General features: G+C 35.6%; 16 protein-coding genes and 1 pseudogene. 9 read left to right on the top strand and 8 right to left on the bottom strand.

All coding sequences use genetic code 11. The features are described 5' to 3' along the window. The first annotated feature begins 32 nt into the window (after positions 1-32). From hflX to ACN4EE_RS03465, 4 genes are all read left to right on the top strand, one after another. Entirely contained in the window at positions 33-1,712 is a 1,680-nt protein-coding gene (gene hflX / locus ACN4EE_RS03480) for a GTPase HflX (RefSeq protein WP_431705004.1), read from the top strand. 234 nt (positions 1,713-1,946) lie between these two features. Then, positions 1,947-2,159, top strand: a complete 213-nt coding sequence (isiD, locus tag ACN4EE_RS03475; RefSeq protein WP_431705003.1) for a protein IsiD — start codon at positions 1,947-1,949, stop codon at positions 2,157-2,159. Then, positions 2,146-3,378 carry a bifunctional phosphopantothenoylcysteine decarboxylase/phosphopantothenate--cysteine ligase CoaBC gene (coaBC, locus tag ACN4EE_RS03470; RefSeq protein WP_431705002.1) on the top strand — a complete coding sequence of 411 codons (1,233 nt, stop codon included), beginning with the start codon at positions 2,146-2,148 and terminating at the stop codon, positions 3,376-3,378. Before isiD ends, coaBC begins: the two co-directional genes overlap by 14 nt. Positions 3,379-3,544: 166 nt before the next feature. Continuing rightward, a complete protein-coding gene (locus ACN4EE_RS03465; protein ID WP_431705001.1) occupies positions 3,545-4,393 on the top strand; it encodes a carbohydrate ABC transporter permease in 849 nt (282 codons plus the stop codon). A gap of 192 nt (positions 4,394-4,585) precedes the next feature. Here ACN4EE_RS03465 and purN read toward each other — a convergent pair whose 3' ends face one another. Beyond that, the gene (gene purN / locus ACN4EE_RS03460; protein WP_431705000.1) at positions 4,586-5,224 is read right to left on the bottom strand and encodes a phosphoribosylglycinamide formyltransferase; all 639 of its coding nucleotides are present in this window, start codon (positions 5,222-5,224) and stop codon (positions 4,586-4,588) included. A gap of 210 nt (positions 5,225-5,434) precedes the next feature. On the opposite strand from purN, the gene hcp reads away from it, so the two are divergent. Together hcp and ACN4EE_RS03450 are read left to right on the top strand one after the other, a co-directional pair. Further along, positions 5,435-7,081, top strand: coding sequence for a hydroxylamine reductase (gene hcp, locus ACN4EE_RS03455; RefSeq protein ID WP_431704999.1), 1,647 nt, complete (start codon positions 5,435-5,437; stop codon positions 7,079-7,081). Between the two features lie 469 nt (positions 7,082-7,550). Then, on the top strand, positions 7,551-7,817 hold the full coding sequence (locus ACN4EE_RS03450; protein WP_431704998.1) for a YggT family protein: 267 nt from the start codon (positions 7,551-7,553) through the stop codon (positions 7,815-7,817). Positions 7,818-7,822: 5 nt separating this feature from the next. On the opposite strand, the gene ACN4EE_RS03445 is transcribed toward ACN4EE_RS03450, so the two are convergent. The 5 genes and pseudogenes from ACN4EE_RS03445 to ACN4EE_RS03425 all read right to left on the bottom strand — a co-directional run bounded on the left by ACN4EE_RS03445 (position 7,823) and on the right by ACN4EE_RS03425 (position 11,981). After that, positions 7,823-8,263, bottom strand: coding sequence for a hypothetical protein (locus ACN4EE_RS03445; protein ID WP_431704997.1), 441 nt, complete (start codon positions 8,261-8,263; stop codon positions 7,823-7,825). Positions 8,264-8,439: 176 nt separating this feature from the next. After that, positions 8,440-10,566, bottom strand: a complete 2,127-nt coding sequence (gene recQ, locus ACN4EE_RS03440) for a DNA helicase RecQ (protein ID WP_431704996.1) — start codon at positions 10,564-10,566, stop codon at positions 8,440-8,442. A 136-nt stretch (positions 10,567-10,702) separates the two neighbouring features. Next, positions 10,703-10,852: pseudogene (locus ACN4EE_RS03435) on the bottom strand (sulfate ABC transporter ATP-binding protein); the annotation flags it as partial. 10 nt (positions 10,853-10,862) lie between these two features. Beyond that, entirely contained in the window at positions 10,863-11,279 is a 417-nt protein-coding gene (locus ACN4EE_RS03430) for a YidH family protein (RefSeq protein ID WP_431704995.1), read from the bottom strand. A gap of 12 nt (positions 11,280-11,291) precedes the next feature. Next, positions 11,292-11,981, bottom strand: a complete 690-nt coding sequence (locus ACN4EE_RS03425) for a cadmium resistance transporter (protein WP_431704994.1) — start codon at positions 11,979-11,981, stop codon at positions 11,292-11,294. 264 nt (positions 11,982-12,245) lie between these two features. Here ACN4EE_RS03425 and ACN4EE_RS03420 point away from each other — a divergent pair, with 264 nt between their 5' ends. The 3 genes from ACN4EE_RS03420 to ACN4EE_RS03410 all read left to right on the top strand — a co-directional run bounded on the left by ACN4EE_RS03420 (position 12,246) and on the right by ACN4EE_RS03410 (position 14,662). Next, on the top strand, positions 12,246-12,818 hold the full coding sequence (locus tag ACN4EE_RS03420) for a Crp/Fnr family transcriptional regulator (protein ID WP_431704993.1): 573 nt from the start codon (positions 12,246-12,248) through the stop codon (positions 12,816-12,818). 86 nt (positions 12,819-12,904) lie between these two features. Next, positions 12,905-13,522 (top strand): hypothetical protein, encoded by a 618-nt coding sequence (locus ACN4EE_RS03415; protein WP_431704992.1) that lies wholly within the window; start codon positions 12,905-12,907, stop codon positions 13,520-13,522. A gap of 210 nt (positions 13,523-13,732) precedes the next feature. Beyond that, positions 13,733-14,662 (top strand): LysR substrate-binding domain-containing protein, encoded by a 930-nt coding sequence (locus ACN4EE_RS03410; RefSeq protein WP_431704991.1) that lies wholly within the window; start codon positions 13,733-13,735, stop codon positions 14,660-14,662. A 181-nt stretch (positions 14,663-14,843) separates the two neighbouring features. On the opposite strand, the gene ACN4EE_RS03405 is transcribed toward ACN4EE_RS03410, so the two are convergent. Both ACN4EE_RS03405 and ACN4EE_RS03400 read right to left on the bottom strand, forming a co-directional pair. Further along, positions 14,844-15,032 (bottom strand): hypothetical protein, encoded by a 189-nt coding sequence (locus tag ACN4EE_RS03405; protein ID WP_431704990.1) that lies wholly within the window; start codon positions 15,030-15,032, stop codon positions 14,844-14,846. After that, positions 15,007-15,147 (bottom strand): hypothetical protein, encoded by a 141-nt coding sequence (locus ACN4EE_RS03400; protein WP_431704989.1) that lies wholly within the window; start codon positions 15,145-15,147, stop codon positions 15,007-15,009. Before ACN4EE_RS03400 ends, ACN4EE_RS03405 begins: the two co-directional genes overlap by 26 nt. Positions 15,148-15,222: the final 75 nt, after the last annotated feature.

The raw sequence follows: 15,222 nt of genomic DNA, 5'->3' as shown, positions 1-15,222 counted from the left end.
TATCAATCTGACATCTCAAACTTTTCTGATGAATGACAACTGAAAATATTTACGGTAATCTTCAAGGTTTAAAACCTAGTCAACTTAAACAATTACAAAAACTATATCATCAACGTATTCCCATCGATCGAATCACCACCATCGAGTTAGCGGAGAGAGTTTCAGCGATAAGTACCGAACTCAAACAGCCCGTGTGTGTGTATTTAAACCGCCGTGGGCAAGTGATTCGGGTGGGGGTAGGTACTCCCCGTCAAACTCAAATTCCGCCCTTGGAATTACCCCGTTACGGTGCGGAAAGGTTATCGGGGATTCGTTGTTTAGCTACTTCTTTAAAATCTGTACCACCAAGCGAGGCTTGTTTAACGGCAATGGCAAGGCAACGATTAGACGCTCTAGTGATGTTTACCCTCACAGGAAGGGGGATAATTCGTAAAGGAGGGGGGGCGACGGGTTTTATTGAAGACGCTTATTTAGCCCATTTATTGCCTGTTTCTGAGGATGACTCCTACTGGGATGTTTCAGCACCACAAAATATTGAAGATATTGCCGAGCAAGATTTTCTGGATTTAGTCGATAGTTTAGAAAGGGAATTTAGTCGAGAATTTATCGCCCAAGATGTATCTTCTCAACAAGATAGGGTATTGTTAGTGGGTTTAATGACTTCGGGCATGACAGAACAAAAGTTTCAAGATAGTTTACAAGAATTAGCCTTATTGGTGGATAGTGCAGGGGGAAAGGTATTAGCTACCATTGAGCAAAAAAGGGCGAATCCTCATCCTCAAACTTTGGTGGGTGCAGGAAAAGTGGAAGAAATTGCTTTACAAGTGCAAACTCTAGGCGCTAATTTAGTAGCATTCGATCGAGATTTATCACCAGCTCAAGTGCGCAATTTAGAGTTACAATTTGGTGTGAGAGTAGTCGATCGAACTGAAGTAATTTTAGATATATTTGCCCAAAGAGCGCAATCAGGTGCTGGAAAATTACAAGTAGAATTAGCCCAATTAGAATATATGTTACCCCGTCTAACTGGTAGAGGTTTAGCCATGTCAAGATTAGGGGGCGGTATTGGTACAAGAGGCCCCGGAGAGACTAAACTAGAAACAGAAAGACGTGCTATCCAAAAACGCATTACTCGATTACAGCAAGAAGTGAATCAGTTACAAAGTCATCGATCGAGACTGCGACAGCAAAGACAACAACAGGAAATCCCCTCTGTCGCTATAGTTGGTTATACCAATGCAGGAAAATCCACCCTAATTAACGCCTTAACTAATTCCCAAGTTTATACAGCAGATCAACTATTTGCAACCTTAGACCCTACCACGAGACGACTAACTATTGTGGACAAAAATACCGGAGAATCTCGCACGATTTTATTAACGGATACCGTAGGTTTTATCCATGAATTGCCTCCTTCCTTAATGGATTCCTTTCGTGCCACTTTAGAAGAAGTCACAGAAGCGGATGCCATACTTCATGTGGTGGATTTATCTCATCCTGCTTGGGAAAGTCATATCAAATCGGTGAAAACAATTTTAGCAGATATGCCTTTAGCTCCTACTATAGAATTAATCGCATTTAATAAGATCGATCGAGCCGATAGTGAACATTTAGAAACTGCGAAGAAGAATTATCCCCAAGCAGTCTTTATTTGTGCTACCCAACGTTTAGGATTTGATACCTTGCGTAGTCGTTTAATTAGAGTCTGCTGAAAAAGTCTTGTGGTGAAGTTTGGTAATAAGTAATAGGTAATGGGTAATAGATAATAGTTTTCCAGTTATCTTAATGTGCCTAAACCCTTTGATTTTAATAGTTTTCTGAGTGATTCACCAAATACTAATTAATTACTTATTGTTAAGGATTCATTGTTAACAGAGCAAAAGTGGTTAAAATACAAAGAGGGGTAAAAATAACTATCTCCTATTTAGGGGGAGGAAGGTAAAGCTATGACAACTTTAACTTTAAAAGAAGAAGACTATTCCAACATCACTGCTGATGAAGTAGCCGAAATTGCGGCTAGACTTGAGCTTGATGATTATAAAACACCCTTTGAGGGTTTACAAGATTGGCATTTACTACGCGCCATCGCCTTTCATCGAGAAGATTTAGTCGAGCCTTATTTTTATCTTTTAGACATTGAGGCTTATGACGAATCATAATCATTCTTTAACTCAAAAGAATATTTTAGTTTGCGTGGGAGGAGGTATCGCCGCTTATAAAGTGTGTGAAGTCGTCTCCCATTTATTTCAACAAGGGGCAAATTTAGAGGTTATTTTGACAGAATCTGCTCAAAAATTTGTGACACCCTTAACTTTTTCTACTTTAGCTCGAAAACCAGCCTATCTCGATCGAGATTTTTGGCAACCCGTCTATTCTCGCCCGTTACATATTACTTTAGGAGAATGGGCAGATTTAATCCTCATTGCACCCTTAACCGCCAATACTTTAGGGAAATTAGTGCATGGTTTAGCAGATAATTTACTGACTAATACGGTATTAGCTTCTATTTGCCCTATTATAGTCGCTCCTGCCATGAATACCGAAATGTGGTTACAAAAATCTGTACAGGATAATTGGCAAAAGTTAGCTCAAGATAGTCGTTATCATCTTTTACATACTAACACGGGTTTATTGGCGTGCGATCGAGTTGGTAAAGGCAGAATGGCAGAAGCAAAAGAAATTATCAGTTCGATCAAATCTATTATATATAGTCAAGGAAAACGAGATTTAGTGGGCAAAAATATCTTAATTAGTGGCGGTAACACCAGAGAATATTTTGATCCTGTGCGCTTTATCGGCAATCCTGCTACTGGTAAAATGGGCATAGCCTTAGCCAACGCTTGTTATTATCGAGGCGGAAACGTTACTTTCGTTGCAGGTAATATTCACCCTGACTTATTAAAACTATTGCCTCCCATGCCCATTATTTCCGTTACCACAGCGCAAGAAATGGAAACAGCCATGATAAGTAACTTTTCCCAAGCGGATATAACCTATATGTCAGCCGCCGTTGCCGATGTTAAACCCCTTCATTACGCCCCTGAAAAATTAAGTAAAAATACCCTTCCCTCCAGCCTTCCCTTACAGCAAGTTAATGATATTGTGGCTAAATTAGGGGAAATAAAACAACCTCATCAGAAATTAATCGGATTTGCCGCGCAAACAGGAGATATTATCACCCCTGCTAAAGAAAAACTGCAACGCAAAAACTTAGATGCCATAGTTGCCAATCCCATTGATAAAGATAACGCAGGTTTTGCCACAGATACTAATGAAGCAGTATGGCTCGATCGAACTGGAAACATGAATATAATAAAACTAACAACAAAACTCTCCCTAGCTCATCAAATCATTGATTTTTCTCTATTGCAAATGTGATTTGTCATTGCGAGGCACGAAGCAATCTCCAAAACCTTAATTTGCCTAACAAATATCATACTATGTAAAACGGGCATCTTGCCCGTGTCTCCAAGAAATAAGTATCATACTATGTAAAACGGGCATCTTGCCCGTGTTTCCAAGAAATAAGTACCACAATTTAAAAATGTTCAAACAACCCAATCTTATAGCATGGATTTTTCTGACACCCGCCCTTATATTACTAACTATCTTCCTTTTCTTTCCCATTCTTTATCTGATTTATCTTAGCTTTACCGATGGTAATTTAATCTCTCAAAAATGGGTAGGTTCGTTGAATTATAAAAAACTTCTAATCGATCCAGACTTCCGACAGATAATCTTTAATACCTTTTATTTTTCGATCGTAACTATCATTCCCAGTATCATTATCCCATTACTATTAAGTATAATCCTCAACCAACAAATAATTCTCAAAGGATTTTTTCGCACCGCCTATTTTATTCCCAGTATCACATCCTTAGTCGCTATGGGCTTAGGATTTCGTTGGTTATTTCAAAACAACGGACCTGTTAACCAACTATTGTTATCATTAAATATTACTCCCATATCATGGTTAAACAGTACCTTTTGGGCGATGCCAGTAATTATTCTTTTCAGCACATGGCGACAAATTGGCTTTAACCTAGTCGTCTTTTTAGCAGGATTACAAGCGATTCCTCAAAATCGTTACGAAGCCGCCGAATTAGACGGAGCAAAATTTTGGGCGAAACTTTGGTATATAACCCTTCCCGCCTTAAAACCAACCCTAATATTTGCCACCATAACCACCGCTATTTTCACATTTCGATCGTTCGAGCAAATTTATATCATAACCAATGGAGGACCTTCCAACTCCACCAACATTTTATCCTACTATATATATGAACAAGCCTTTCGCCAATTCAACTTTGGTTATGCCGCCGCTAGTACAAGTATTTTATTAATTATTGCTCTAATTCTTGTCACTGTTCAACTAACTATCTGGAAAGATTAGGTTAGTTTGCATTAGACTTCTCCAATAATTGGTAAAACGAGGGCTGAAGCCTTTACTACTAGACAATAAAAAATCTTTTCTGGAGATGTCTAATGAAAATTTTAAAACATTTTCTTCCCCCTCTTCCCTCTCTTCCCCCTCTTCCCTCTCTTCCCCCTCTCTTATCTTCATCATCTTATATCGAACGCAGGTTTACTCCAGACTTTCTTGAACTGCGATCGAAATCCCTTCCACAATGATACGATGTTCTTGAACTTGGATTCGATCGTGCAGAGTATCCGAGGTATCATCAGGTAAAATAGGCACTACCGCTTGAATTAAAATTTTACCACTATCCACCTCCAAATCGACTAAATGCACTGTGCATCCCGTCACCTTGACTTTTGCCTCCAAAGCCTGTTCTACGGCGTTAATACCTTTGAAGCTAGGTAAAATACTAGGATGAATATTAATCACTTTTTGGGGATAGGCGTTTAACAATTCTTGGGTAATAATGCGCATCCATCCCGCCATAACAACCCATTCTACTTGGTTCGATCGAAATACCTCCACAATAGCTTGATCTAATGCTTCCCTCGTTTTATAGTGACGATGGTTAAGTAAAACACAAGGAATATTTAATCGAGAGGCTCTTTCTTTTACTTTAGCGTTAGGATTATTATAAATTAAGACCTCAATTTTAGCATTTAATCTTCCCTCATTTATAGCTTGAGCGATCGCTTCAAAATTACTGCCACTACCCGAAGCCATTACCCCCAACTTGACAGTTTTTGTTAATTCTAATTGTTCTTTGGTCAAACAAGGGGAAACTAAATAGGGAGAATTTGTCATAAAAATTATTATTTGATACCTTGACTTTTATACACTTTTAATTATTATTTTATTAAGTTTATTTGTAAAGTTAAAAGTCTAAAATAATTGTTAAATTTTGCCCTATAGTCCACAATTACCCCCTAAGATAAAAGAATAGAATTGCTTTTTTGACAAACTAAGATGCAATTATTGAATCCTCATCCATGAATTTAAAGGAGATTTTAGCTTATGTTTTGTGAACAATGCGAACAAACAGCTAGTGGTAATGGTTGTCATCAATTTGGGGCTTGTGGTAAAAGTCCAGAAGTCAACAGTATTCAAGATTTAACGGTTTATTGTCTTCGTGGTTTAGCACCAGTGGTTATCAAAGCTCGACAATTAGGTATAACCACTCATAAAGCGGATGTCTTTATCTGTGAAACCCTTTTTGCTACCATGACGAATGTTAATTTTAATCCTAAGCGCTTTACAACTTATTTACATCAATGTCTTGATTTACGGGAAAGCCTGAAAACCCAAATTCAAGAATTATCTCAAGGTTCGATCGAATGGTCAAAAATTAGTAACTTTGAACCTGATTTTAATGAAAGTTTAGCAGAACAAGGAGAAAATGCGAACCTACATTTTTTAAGTCAAGCCAGTGATGTGGACATTTTTTCCTTAAAATTAACAGTACTTTATGGCGTAAAAGGTTTAGCTAGTTATACATTCCATGCTTACGAATTAGGGCAGGAAGATACAGAGATTTATCATTTTATCGCACAAACTTTGACAGATTTAGATCGTAATGATTTAAGTTTATCAGAATGGGTTTCGATCGCGCTCAAAGTGGGAGCAATGAATTTAAGGGCGATGGAATTGTTAGATTTAGGACATACTAGCAGTTTTGGACATCCCACTCCAACCCCAGTACCCTTGAATCATATCAAAGGTAAAGCCATTTTAGTATCAGGGCATGACATAAAACAACTAGCCCATATTTTAGAACAAACTAAAGATAAAGGTATTATCGTTTATACCCACGGAGAATTATTACCAGCACACGGTTATCCTAAGTTAAAGGCAAAATATCCCCATCTTTATGGACATTATGGCACAGCATGGCAAAATCAAACCAAAGACTTCGCTAAATTTCCGGGTTCGATCGCAGTTACCACAAATTGTTTAATGCCTCCCCATGATAACTATGAAGATAAACTATTTACCGTAGGACCTGTAGGCTATCCTAATCTTAATGCCTTTAGTACAGAAGATCAAGTTACCCCTGACTATACCCCGTTAATCGACAAAGCTTTAGCCTTAGAAGGGTTTACCGAAGAAAGCGAATATCGTCAAGTGTTAACAGGATTTGCCCATAATGCCGTGATGACAGTCGCCGATAAAGTCATTGATGCCGTCAAAGAAGGCAAAATTCGCCATTTCTTCCTTGTAGGAGGTTGTGATGGTGCAAAACCGGGGCGCACTTACTATACTGAATTTGTGGAAAAAGTACCCGAAGATTGTGTAGTTTTAACCCTTGCCTGTGGAAAATTCCGCTTTTTTGACAAAAACTTAGGGCAAATAGGAGATTTACCTCGTTTAATGGATGTAGGGCAATGTAATGATGCTTATTCTGCCATTCAAATTGCCTTGGGATTAGCTAATGCCTTTAATGTGGAAGTGAATGAGTTACCCCTATCCATGATTATTTCATGGTATGAACAAAAAGCCGTGGCGGTTTTATTAACTTTACTCCATTTAGGTATCAAAGACATTCGTTTAGGTCCTACTTTACCTGCTTTTATCTCTCCCAATGTGTTTAAATTGTTATCAGATACTTATAATCTACAAGCGATTACCACTCCCGATCGAGATTTAGCAACTTGTTTAGCTTAAAATAAGGAATTGGGAATAGGATTAGAAAACTTTATAAATATCAATAATAAATCAAGATAAATACACTAGAAAATCCAAAAATTAAAAGTAAAGAATACTATTTAAAAAAAAGCACAAAAGAAAATAACAAAAAGAAATTCTGCAAAATTAAATATAGCAATTCTTATATTTATGAGGTACATAGAACAGACTAAAACCCATTATTATTAAGAAATAGGTGTACCTTACTATTTTGATAAACGCTATAATTTATTTGAATCATTAAATCGTGATTTACAATTCATTGCGAAAAAAAATAATATAACTGTTGATGAGTTAAGAGATTTATTGGATTTGAGTAAACCATTTCCCTATGATTCATTATAGTAAGCGTCAATAATTTGAAAATAGGGAAAACCCTAAGAACAATTTTTCCAAATTCAGTTAAGATGAAAAGAATATAATTACTATTATGGAGAAATTGTAGAGTATGGAAGGCATTACCTATTTAATTATTAGTACAGTCACTAATTTTATTCAATTATATTTAATTCTCATTTTCGTCAGAATCTTATTAAGTTGGTTTCAAACCACAGAATGGGCTGGTAATATCATCTCATTTTTAGCACCCGTTACCGATCCATATCTTAACATTTTTCGATCGATTATACCCCCGTTAGGAGGTATTGATTTTTCTGCAATTCTAGCTATTTTTGTTTTACAGCTTATCCCCGGAATTTTGGGTTTTATCCTTTGAGTAGTTTAGAAGGTAGGATAGACTTTACTGGAAAAACCAGTGGCTTTAAATTGTTTTAATTGTAAAGGAGTGGGTTGATTAGATGGTACGCTGATTCTTAACTCAAACTCACTCACCCCAGGGGGTACTTCCGCTAATGCACCTAATCGGCTACGATTTTGTAAAGCCGGTTCATTATTCGCATCATAAACTCTCCCAAAAACATCGGCATCATAGAGAGTTTTTCCAGAAGTATTGTTAGTTTTTCCCGTAATCAGATAACAAGTCGCAGGTAAAGCGCTACCGCCACTGGTGACGCTTCCTTCACCCACTCCAGCAGGACATTCTTTATAGGATATGTCAGTAATTTTAATAGGTACAAGGGCTTGGGCAGAAGGAATAAAAGCAGTATTTAAGAATATCAAAGATATTAGCAAACTGAAAAGAATCAAAAGACGACGCAACATAAATTTTTTGAATATACACTATTCTTATTCTAAGCACAAACGCATTTAGATTGTTATATAGAAACAAATTAAATGACATGATAATAGCTTGAGTTTGACATAAAATTATCGGTGAAGATGAGACTAGGAGACTAGGAGACTAGGAGACTAGAAGACGAGGAGTGAAATTTATTTTCCTAATTTTGATTGTTCATTTTTTGATACCATGCTTTCACTAACTTAATTTCATCATAACTATAATTATCTCCTAACTTTTCTTTGAGTATTTTTAAGGGTTGTTCTCCCATTTCTTTGATAGTCTTAAGAATAACCTCTTTTTTCTTTGATAACACGAATTTATCAATATCGATCGATTGATTAAGTTCAATTAATTCTGTGAGATGAGTAATAATAGTGCTGACAGCAAAATTTCTTTCTTTAGCAATTTGAGGAATAGTTAAACCCTGTTGATATAACTGTAAAGTTTTCATTTGAGTATTGCTAGGTAAGGCAACAGTTAAGTTTTCTTCGTTTAAAAAATAGACTATTTCTTCTATAAAATAATTGCCATATTTATTAACTTTATATTCAGTTACTCCCGATAATTTAGCTAAACTTTTTAAGTTTTGGGGTTGCATTTGTGCCATTATTTTAAGAGTTGAATCCCCAAAAATAACATAGGGTGCGATGTTTTCTTGATCTGCTAATTTTTTGCGTAATTTTTTTAATCTCTGTAATAAAAGTTCTACTTCTAAGGCTTTAGGATGGTAATTATCAATGATTTTACTAGAGTTGGTATTAACAACAGCAATTTTTACCTGTTTTTTTGACTTTAATATTTCCCAACTTTCTTTGTTTAATTTCAGGATTTTATAACTATCATTACTTTGATTCAAAAACCCTTGATAAATCAGAGATTTTCCTAAGTATTCCCACTCTTGAACTGTTTTATCTTTACCTATGCCATAAGTGGATAATAAATGATGTCCATATTTATAAACTTTATCACTTTTTGAACCTTTTAAAACCGCAATAATATGCTTAATACCAAACTTTTCTTGAGTGCGCGCGATGCAGGATAAAAATTTTTGTGCTTCTATTGTCCAATCTTCAATATCTTTAGGATTTAAGCAGTTATCACAACAGTCACAATCACCCTTAAATCTTTCCCCAAAATAACTTAATTGTACGATGCGCCGACAATAATTTGTTTGAGCATATTCTAAGACTTTTTCTAGTTGTTGATAGGCGATTTTTTGCTCTTGAATATTCTCTTTTTGCTTAATAAAATAATGAATCTTATACTCATCACTAGGATTATATAATAAAATACACTTTGCTGGATCACCATCTCGCCCTGCTCGTCCTGACTCTTGATAGTAACTTTCTATATTTCTAGGTAAGTCGTGATGAATGACAAATCTCACGTCTGGCTTGTTTATACCCATACCAAAGGCGAGGGTTGCTACCATCACCCTGACATCATCTCGAATAAAACTGTTTTGATATTTCGATCGAACCTCATCGGATAATCCAGCATGATAGGGTAAAGCAGAGATGCCGTCTTGATGGAGACGAGAGGCTAAATCTTCAGTTGTTTTACGAGAGAAACAATACACAATACCTGAGCCTTCTAAACGGTTAATGAGGTTAAAAACTTGTTGATAGTTGCGTTTTTGACGGGGTTGCACCTCATAATAAAGATTGCTACGATTAAAGCTAAAACGATGAATAGCAGGGGTTTTGAGGTTGAGTTGAGTAATTATATCTTTTTGTACTCTAGTGGTAGCAGTAGCCGTCAAAGCCATGATAGGGATATGGGGAAAGCGAAACCGCAGTTGTCGCAGTTGACGGTATTCTTGACGAAAATCATGCCCCCATTCTGAGATACAATGAGCTTCATCAATAGCAAAAAAGGATATAGTGACGGTAGAGGCGAGAATCTGTAAAAATTGTTGAAATTTCTCACTGACTAATCTTTCTGGGGCAAGATAGAGTAATTTGATTTTCCCTGCTAAAATATCTTCCTCTCGCTGACGAATTTCGTTAAAATTTACGGTACTATTGAGAAAAGTGGCATTAATGCCATTATCCTGTAATGCCATGACTTGATCTTGCATTAAGGATATAAGAGGAGATACTACGATCGAAACTCCCTTTTTCAGTAGCGCTGGAAGTTGAAAGCAGAGAGATTTTCCTCCTCCTGTAGGCATGATAACTAATAAATCTCGATCGAGGAGGGCTTGGTTTATAATTTCTTCTTGTCCATCACGAAAACTATCATAACCGAAATATTGTTTTAGTGATTGTTGTAACGAAACCATTGAGAATTAAGAATGAGGAATGAGGAATGAGGAATTAAAAAGTAATGTATTTATAATAATCGATGTCTGCCGATTAAAGCTATTGATTTCTTTGTCAATTTATTGTAAGATGAATAAACACTATTCCTTATTCTCTACCATCATCCTCTAATAATATATCTAACTCATGGGGACGCGCAAAAACCTCGTCACTAGAATGATGATTATTTAGTTCCCCGATGAATTTCATCACAAAAGATGACGCAGGATTATCATAAATTTCTGCTGGAGTGCCGATTTGCTCAATAGTCAACATCTTACATAATTAATATATCATTGGGATCAGCAGGGGTAGTAAACACAAAATAAATAATCCCTGAACCTAAAAGGGCGATCGCCAGACTGAACAAAATTACCCATCGATCGGGTGGTTCATAAGTATCTTCTTCTATATCTCGCCGGACAACAAAATATTGCATAGTGGAAAGTAAAACTGTTAATAAACCTACTAAAGAAAAAACTAACCCCATTTTCCACCCTAAACCGGGGCGGGGTAATTCGGGGGGATGAAAAGCACGAAGTCTTAATATTACTACTCCAAATCCCATTAAACTAACGGCGGTACGCATCCACGCCAAATAAGTACGTTCGTTCGCTAAATGATCTCTGGTACGAGAAGGATTTAGTTTTTTGGCATTAGTGGAGGTTTCTTTGCTTGGTTTACTAAAAAACATAGTGCAGATAAATTATTCTTCTTCAGAAAGTCTATTTTGTTCGAGATTGACTGCCCATAAGTAACTGATAATAAGTGCTAATGATGATAACCAGAAATTTTCTTGTACTATATATACTCCTAAACCAATTAAAACACAAGGTACTAAAGTGTTACCGTAATTATTTAGTAATTGTTCGATCGAACCTATATTAGTTAATTTATAGGCGATAAAACACCACACTGCTACTAATAATAAAAATATAACTAAGGTTATTAATAATCCTTGTACTGTACTACTGGCAAATAAGGGTAAATACACACTAATATTATCACTACCGTTGGCGATCGTTACTGCCGCTACTCCATAAGTTTGGGGTGACAAAATTCGGGTTAACCAATTTGAGTTATCTTTCCTAATTACTATTTCTTCCCCTTCTTTCTCTTCTTCTTCCTCTTTTAACAAATAGCTAATCCCCAAAATCACGGGAATAATGCCTAAATACTTTAAAAGATGAGTAGGAATCAAAAAATTGCCGAAAAATCCAGGTAAACTAGCTAAAACCAACAAGAGAAACCCTAAATATTGACCAATTACAATTTGGCGACGACGAAATAAAACATTCACCTGAGCAAAAAATAACGTCAAAATCATAATGTCATCTAAGTTAGTGACAGTAAAAGTGGCGATCGCCTTAATCATAGCACTCACAACATCAGTCATATTTATTTCCTCTGTAGAAATCAAGAATTTTTTTTCTTATCTCCACTTTAGAAGCCATGACTCATAAAAATCAAACGCTTTTTTTTGTTCTATTCATAAATAAAATTGATAACTAAATAAGTTCAATTGCATATTCTGAGTATTCATGGGCAAAAATCTTACTCAAAATAATGCAATCATAAAAATAATAAAAATGAAATTAGATACATTTTAAAATAAAATGTGGCAAAATGGAAGTCCTAGATTAAAAAAAAGTGTAATACGATGACAACTAACGCACTGCGAAAATTAATTCCCTTATCAGGTTTAAAACCATTGCCTTCTCCTCAAACTTTCTATGAGAAACGTTCTTTTTTGCCTATGCGTCGAGATTGTTATTGGCAAATTAACTCAGGAGTAGTACGCACTTACAGTTGGTTAGATGATTCGATCGTTGTTTATGGTTTATGGACACAAGGAGACATTATTTCCCCTTTACTCTCTAAATCTGACTTACAGATGGAATGTCTTACAGATGTTAGAGTATCTACGCTGTCTCTCGATCGTCTGATAGAAGTTAATCAAGCCCTTATTAATCAAACAAGAGAAATACAAGAATTAATTAATATTAAACAATATCGCCCCGTCAACACCGCCTTGATGGAATTATTAAAATGGCTTGGTAATAAATTTGGTCAGCCCACCAAAAATGGTATTTCTATAGAACTACGCTTAACCCATCAACAAATAGCTGAAACTCTCGGTACAACTAGAGTTACCGTTACTCGTCTTCTCACCATTTTTGAACAAGAAGGTAAGATCGATCGAATCTCCAATGCTAAAATTACTTTAAAATAAAATTGAAAAATATTTAAAAAACAATTACAATTAATATTTAATCACTCTAAAAATCAAATAGAGTCTATTTTCATCAGGAGAATACCATGAAAAAAGTCAAACATTGGCTAATCAGTCTGCTTTGCATTGCAACCCTTTTCATCGCTACCCCTGCTTTAGCAGATAGAATCGCCAAAAAAAGTCCCGATTATCCCGTCATCGTGGAAAACCTCAACGCTCTGTTAACTATCAAGGCTGATCCACAACAAACAGAATACACACCTGAAATTTTAACTCAAGAGATTAGTCGATTAGAGTTTCAAAAATACGTTTTAGAAACCTCAGAAGATTGGGGTATTTGCCGTAACGAAACAGGAAAAAATCTCGCCATTTATGCGCGTAACCCGAAAAAAGGTACTCCCACCAGTATTTTTTATCTAGGAAATGGACAGGAAACCGATGATAACTGGGATTGCGAAGGAGTTTATATTCCTAATGATGCTAAGGTAGCTTCTTTAGAACTTCCTAGTGGACAACCCTCCGTTGTCAGAATTCTTGATGGTGCAAATTTAACCATTAATGCTAATCCAGACACAGGAGAATTATCTTTAGATGTGCCTTCAGCTTTACTAGAAGTAGTAGATCCTACAGACACAACTTTAACTATTCCTAATGTGACTCAGGCAGATGTAGATGCTCAAACACCTAATGCACCCATTGATTAAATCATATTAGTAGGGTGGGCATTGCCCACCACTTCTCTATAAGTAATTTTACAAATCTGGATTTATGTAAATTCCCTTGCTTAAATTTTCATCTCAAAACCCTTTTTAATCTTTGCGTCTTTGCGAGAGGAAAATTAACTATAAAAATAAACAATTAAGAGAAGGGATTTTATCCCTTTTTTTTTACGAAATTTTTTGATATAAAAAACTATGGCACAAATGACATTGGATCAGTTACGAGTATTTTTAACCGTTGCCGAATACTTACATTTTACTCGTGCCGCCGATGCTTTATATCTTACACAACCCGCCGTTAGTGCGGCTATTCAGAATTTAGAATTAGAATATGGGGTTAAATTATTTCATCGTTTAGGTAGAAGAATTGAACTCACAGAAGCGGGGAAATTATTATGTATAGAAGCACCTAAAATTTTAGCCCAAGTAACATTAACTGAACGAGCATTAAAAGAATTAAGTAATTTACAAAGAGGGGAATTAAAATTAGGCTCTAGTTTAACTATTGGTAATTATTGGTTGCCCGAAAAAATTAGTCAATTTCAGCGTAATTATCCTCAAATTAATATTAATTGTACCTTAGCAAATAGTGAAGAAATTTGTTTAGGAACTGAAGCCGGAAAATTCGATTTAGGTTTAATTGAAGGGGAATTAAAATCGGGTTTAGAAGATACTTTATATCAAGAAGAAATCGGGCACGATCGATTATTAATTATCTTAGGGAAACAACATCCTTGGTTTAAATTAGACAGTGTAAAATTAACTGATTTATACAGTACTGATTGGATTATGAGAGAATCAGGATCTGGAACACAACAACGATTAGAAGAAGCCTTAATTAATTGGGGAATTAATCCAAAAAATTTTAAAACAACTTTAATTTTGAATACGGGTGAAATGATTAAAGCTATTTTAGAAGATTCTCAATGTGTAGCTGGAATATCAGAATTAATGGTAAAAAAAGAGATTAAATTAGGTACTTTTAAAGCGATTAAAATTATAGACGATCGACGCAAAAAGAATAAAGAATTAGAAATAATTCGACCTTTTTTGAAAATTAAACATAAAGAGAGATTTCAAACAAAAGTATCCCAAGTTTTTGAACAAATCTTATCTTTAATATAATAAAAGTTGCATTTTTTTATATGAGTAAAAATTGATACAACTTTTATCAATTCGACCTTTTTAATTACGCTTTCTTACGAATGACAACGCCGTGTAAGTCGCTATGTTCTTTTCCAGTATAATCATGACCACCTGCAATTTTGGCGATCGCACTATCTTCAGTATTAGAACTGCGTAAAACCTAGACTAAATGCCCAGATGCACCATTTTCTTTAACCTCGATGACACCAACTCCGGGGCAACTACCTTGACCAGAATGTGCTACAGATACAGGAATTGCACCCCGTAAAGCTACAAATACATATTTACCATCAGGACTAGCTTCCATTAAATCGGGAGCTGGATCATTTTTTGGTAAATGTAGGATCATCAGTGATAGATGCAGAAGCACAAGCTCCTACTCCTTGATAGATAATTAATAACGTGGTAACAATGGCGATCGAAATTAAACCGATAAATTTTCTTAAATATTTTAATGGATTCATGATCTCCTATTTTTTGATGTTTATTTATGGTGAGGGGTGTGAGGTAATTATAGATAATTTTTACTTGTTGTCAAA

Source organism: Geminocystis sp. CENA526 (assembly GCF_050753365.1).
GTDB lineage: Bacteria > Cyanobacteriota > Cyanobacteriia > Cyanobacteriales > Cyanobacteriaceae > Geminocystis.
This window is presented reverse-complemented; position numbering and strand designations above follow the sequence as displayed.

Coding starts and splice junctions, on each gene's coding strand:
- hflX (WP_431705004.1), top strand. CDS start 33: ATGACAACTGAAAATATTTACGGTAATCTTCAAGGTTTAAAACCTAGT.
- ACN4EE_RS03400 (WP_431704989.1), bottom strand. CDS start 15,147: ATGAATCCATTAAAATATTTAAGAAAATTTATCGGTTTAATTTCGATC.
- ACN4EE_RS03415 (WP_431704992.1), top strand. CDS start 12,905: ATGAAAAAAGTCAAACATTGGCTAATCAGTCTGCTTTGCATTGCAACC.
- ACN4EE_RS03405 (WP_431704990.1), bottom strand. CDS start 15,032: ATGATCCTACATTTACCAAAAAATGATCCAGCTCCCGATTTAATGGAA.
- coaBC (WP_431705002.1), top strand. CDS start 2,146: ATGACGAATCATAATCATTCTTTAACTCAAAAGAATATTTTAGTTTGC.
- ACN4EE_RS03420 (WP_431704993.1), top strand. CDS start 12,246: ATGACAACTAACGCACTGCGAAAATTAATTCCCTTATCAGGTTTAAAA.
- ACN4EE_RS03450 (WP_431704998.1), top strand. CDS start 7,551: ATGGAAGGCATTACCTATTTAATTATTAGTACAGTCACTAATTTTATT.
- isiD (WP_431705003.1), top strand. CDS start 1,947: ATGACAACTTTAACTTTAAAAGAAGAAGACTATTCCAACATCACTGCT.
- ACN4EE_RS03410 (WP_431704991.1), top strand. CDS start 13,733: ATGGCACAAATGACATTGGATCAGTTACGAGTATTTTTAACCGTTGCC.
- ACN4EE_RS03425 (WP_431704994.1), bottom strand. CDS start 11,981: ATGACTGATGTTGTGAGTGCTATGATTAAGGCGATCGCCACTTTTACT.
- ACN4EE_RS03465 (WP_431705001.1), top strand. CDS start 3,545: ATGTTCAAACAACCCAATCTTATAGCATGGATTTTTCTGACACCCGCC.
- ACN4EE_RS03430 (WP_431704995.1), bottom strand. CDS start 11,279: ATGTTTTTTAGTAAACCAAGCAAAGAAACCTCCACTAATGCCAAAAAA.
- purN (WP_431705000.1), bottom strand. CDS start 5,224: ATGACAAATTCTCCCTATTTAGTTTCCCCTTGTTTGACCAAAGAACAA.
- recQ (WP_431704996.1), bottom strand. CDS start 10,566: ATGGTTTCGTTACAACAATCACTAAAACAATATTTCGGTTATGATAGT.
- ACN4EE_RS03445 (WP_431704997.1), bottom strand. CDS start 8,263: ATGTTGCGTCGTCTTTTGATTCTTTTCAGTTTGCTAATATCTTTGATA.
- hcp (WP_431704999.1), top strand. CDS start 5,435: ATGTTTTGTGAACAATGCGAACAAACAGCTAGTGGTAATGGTTGTCAT.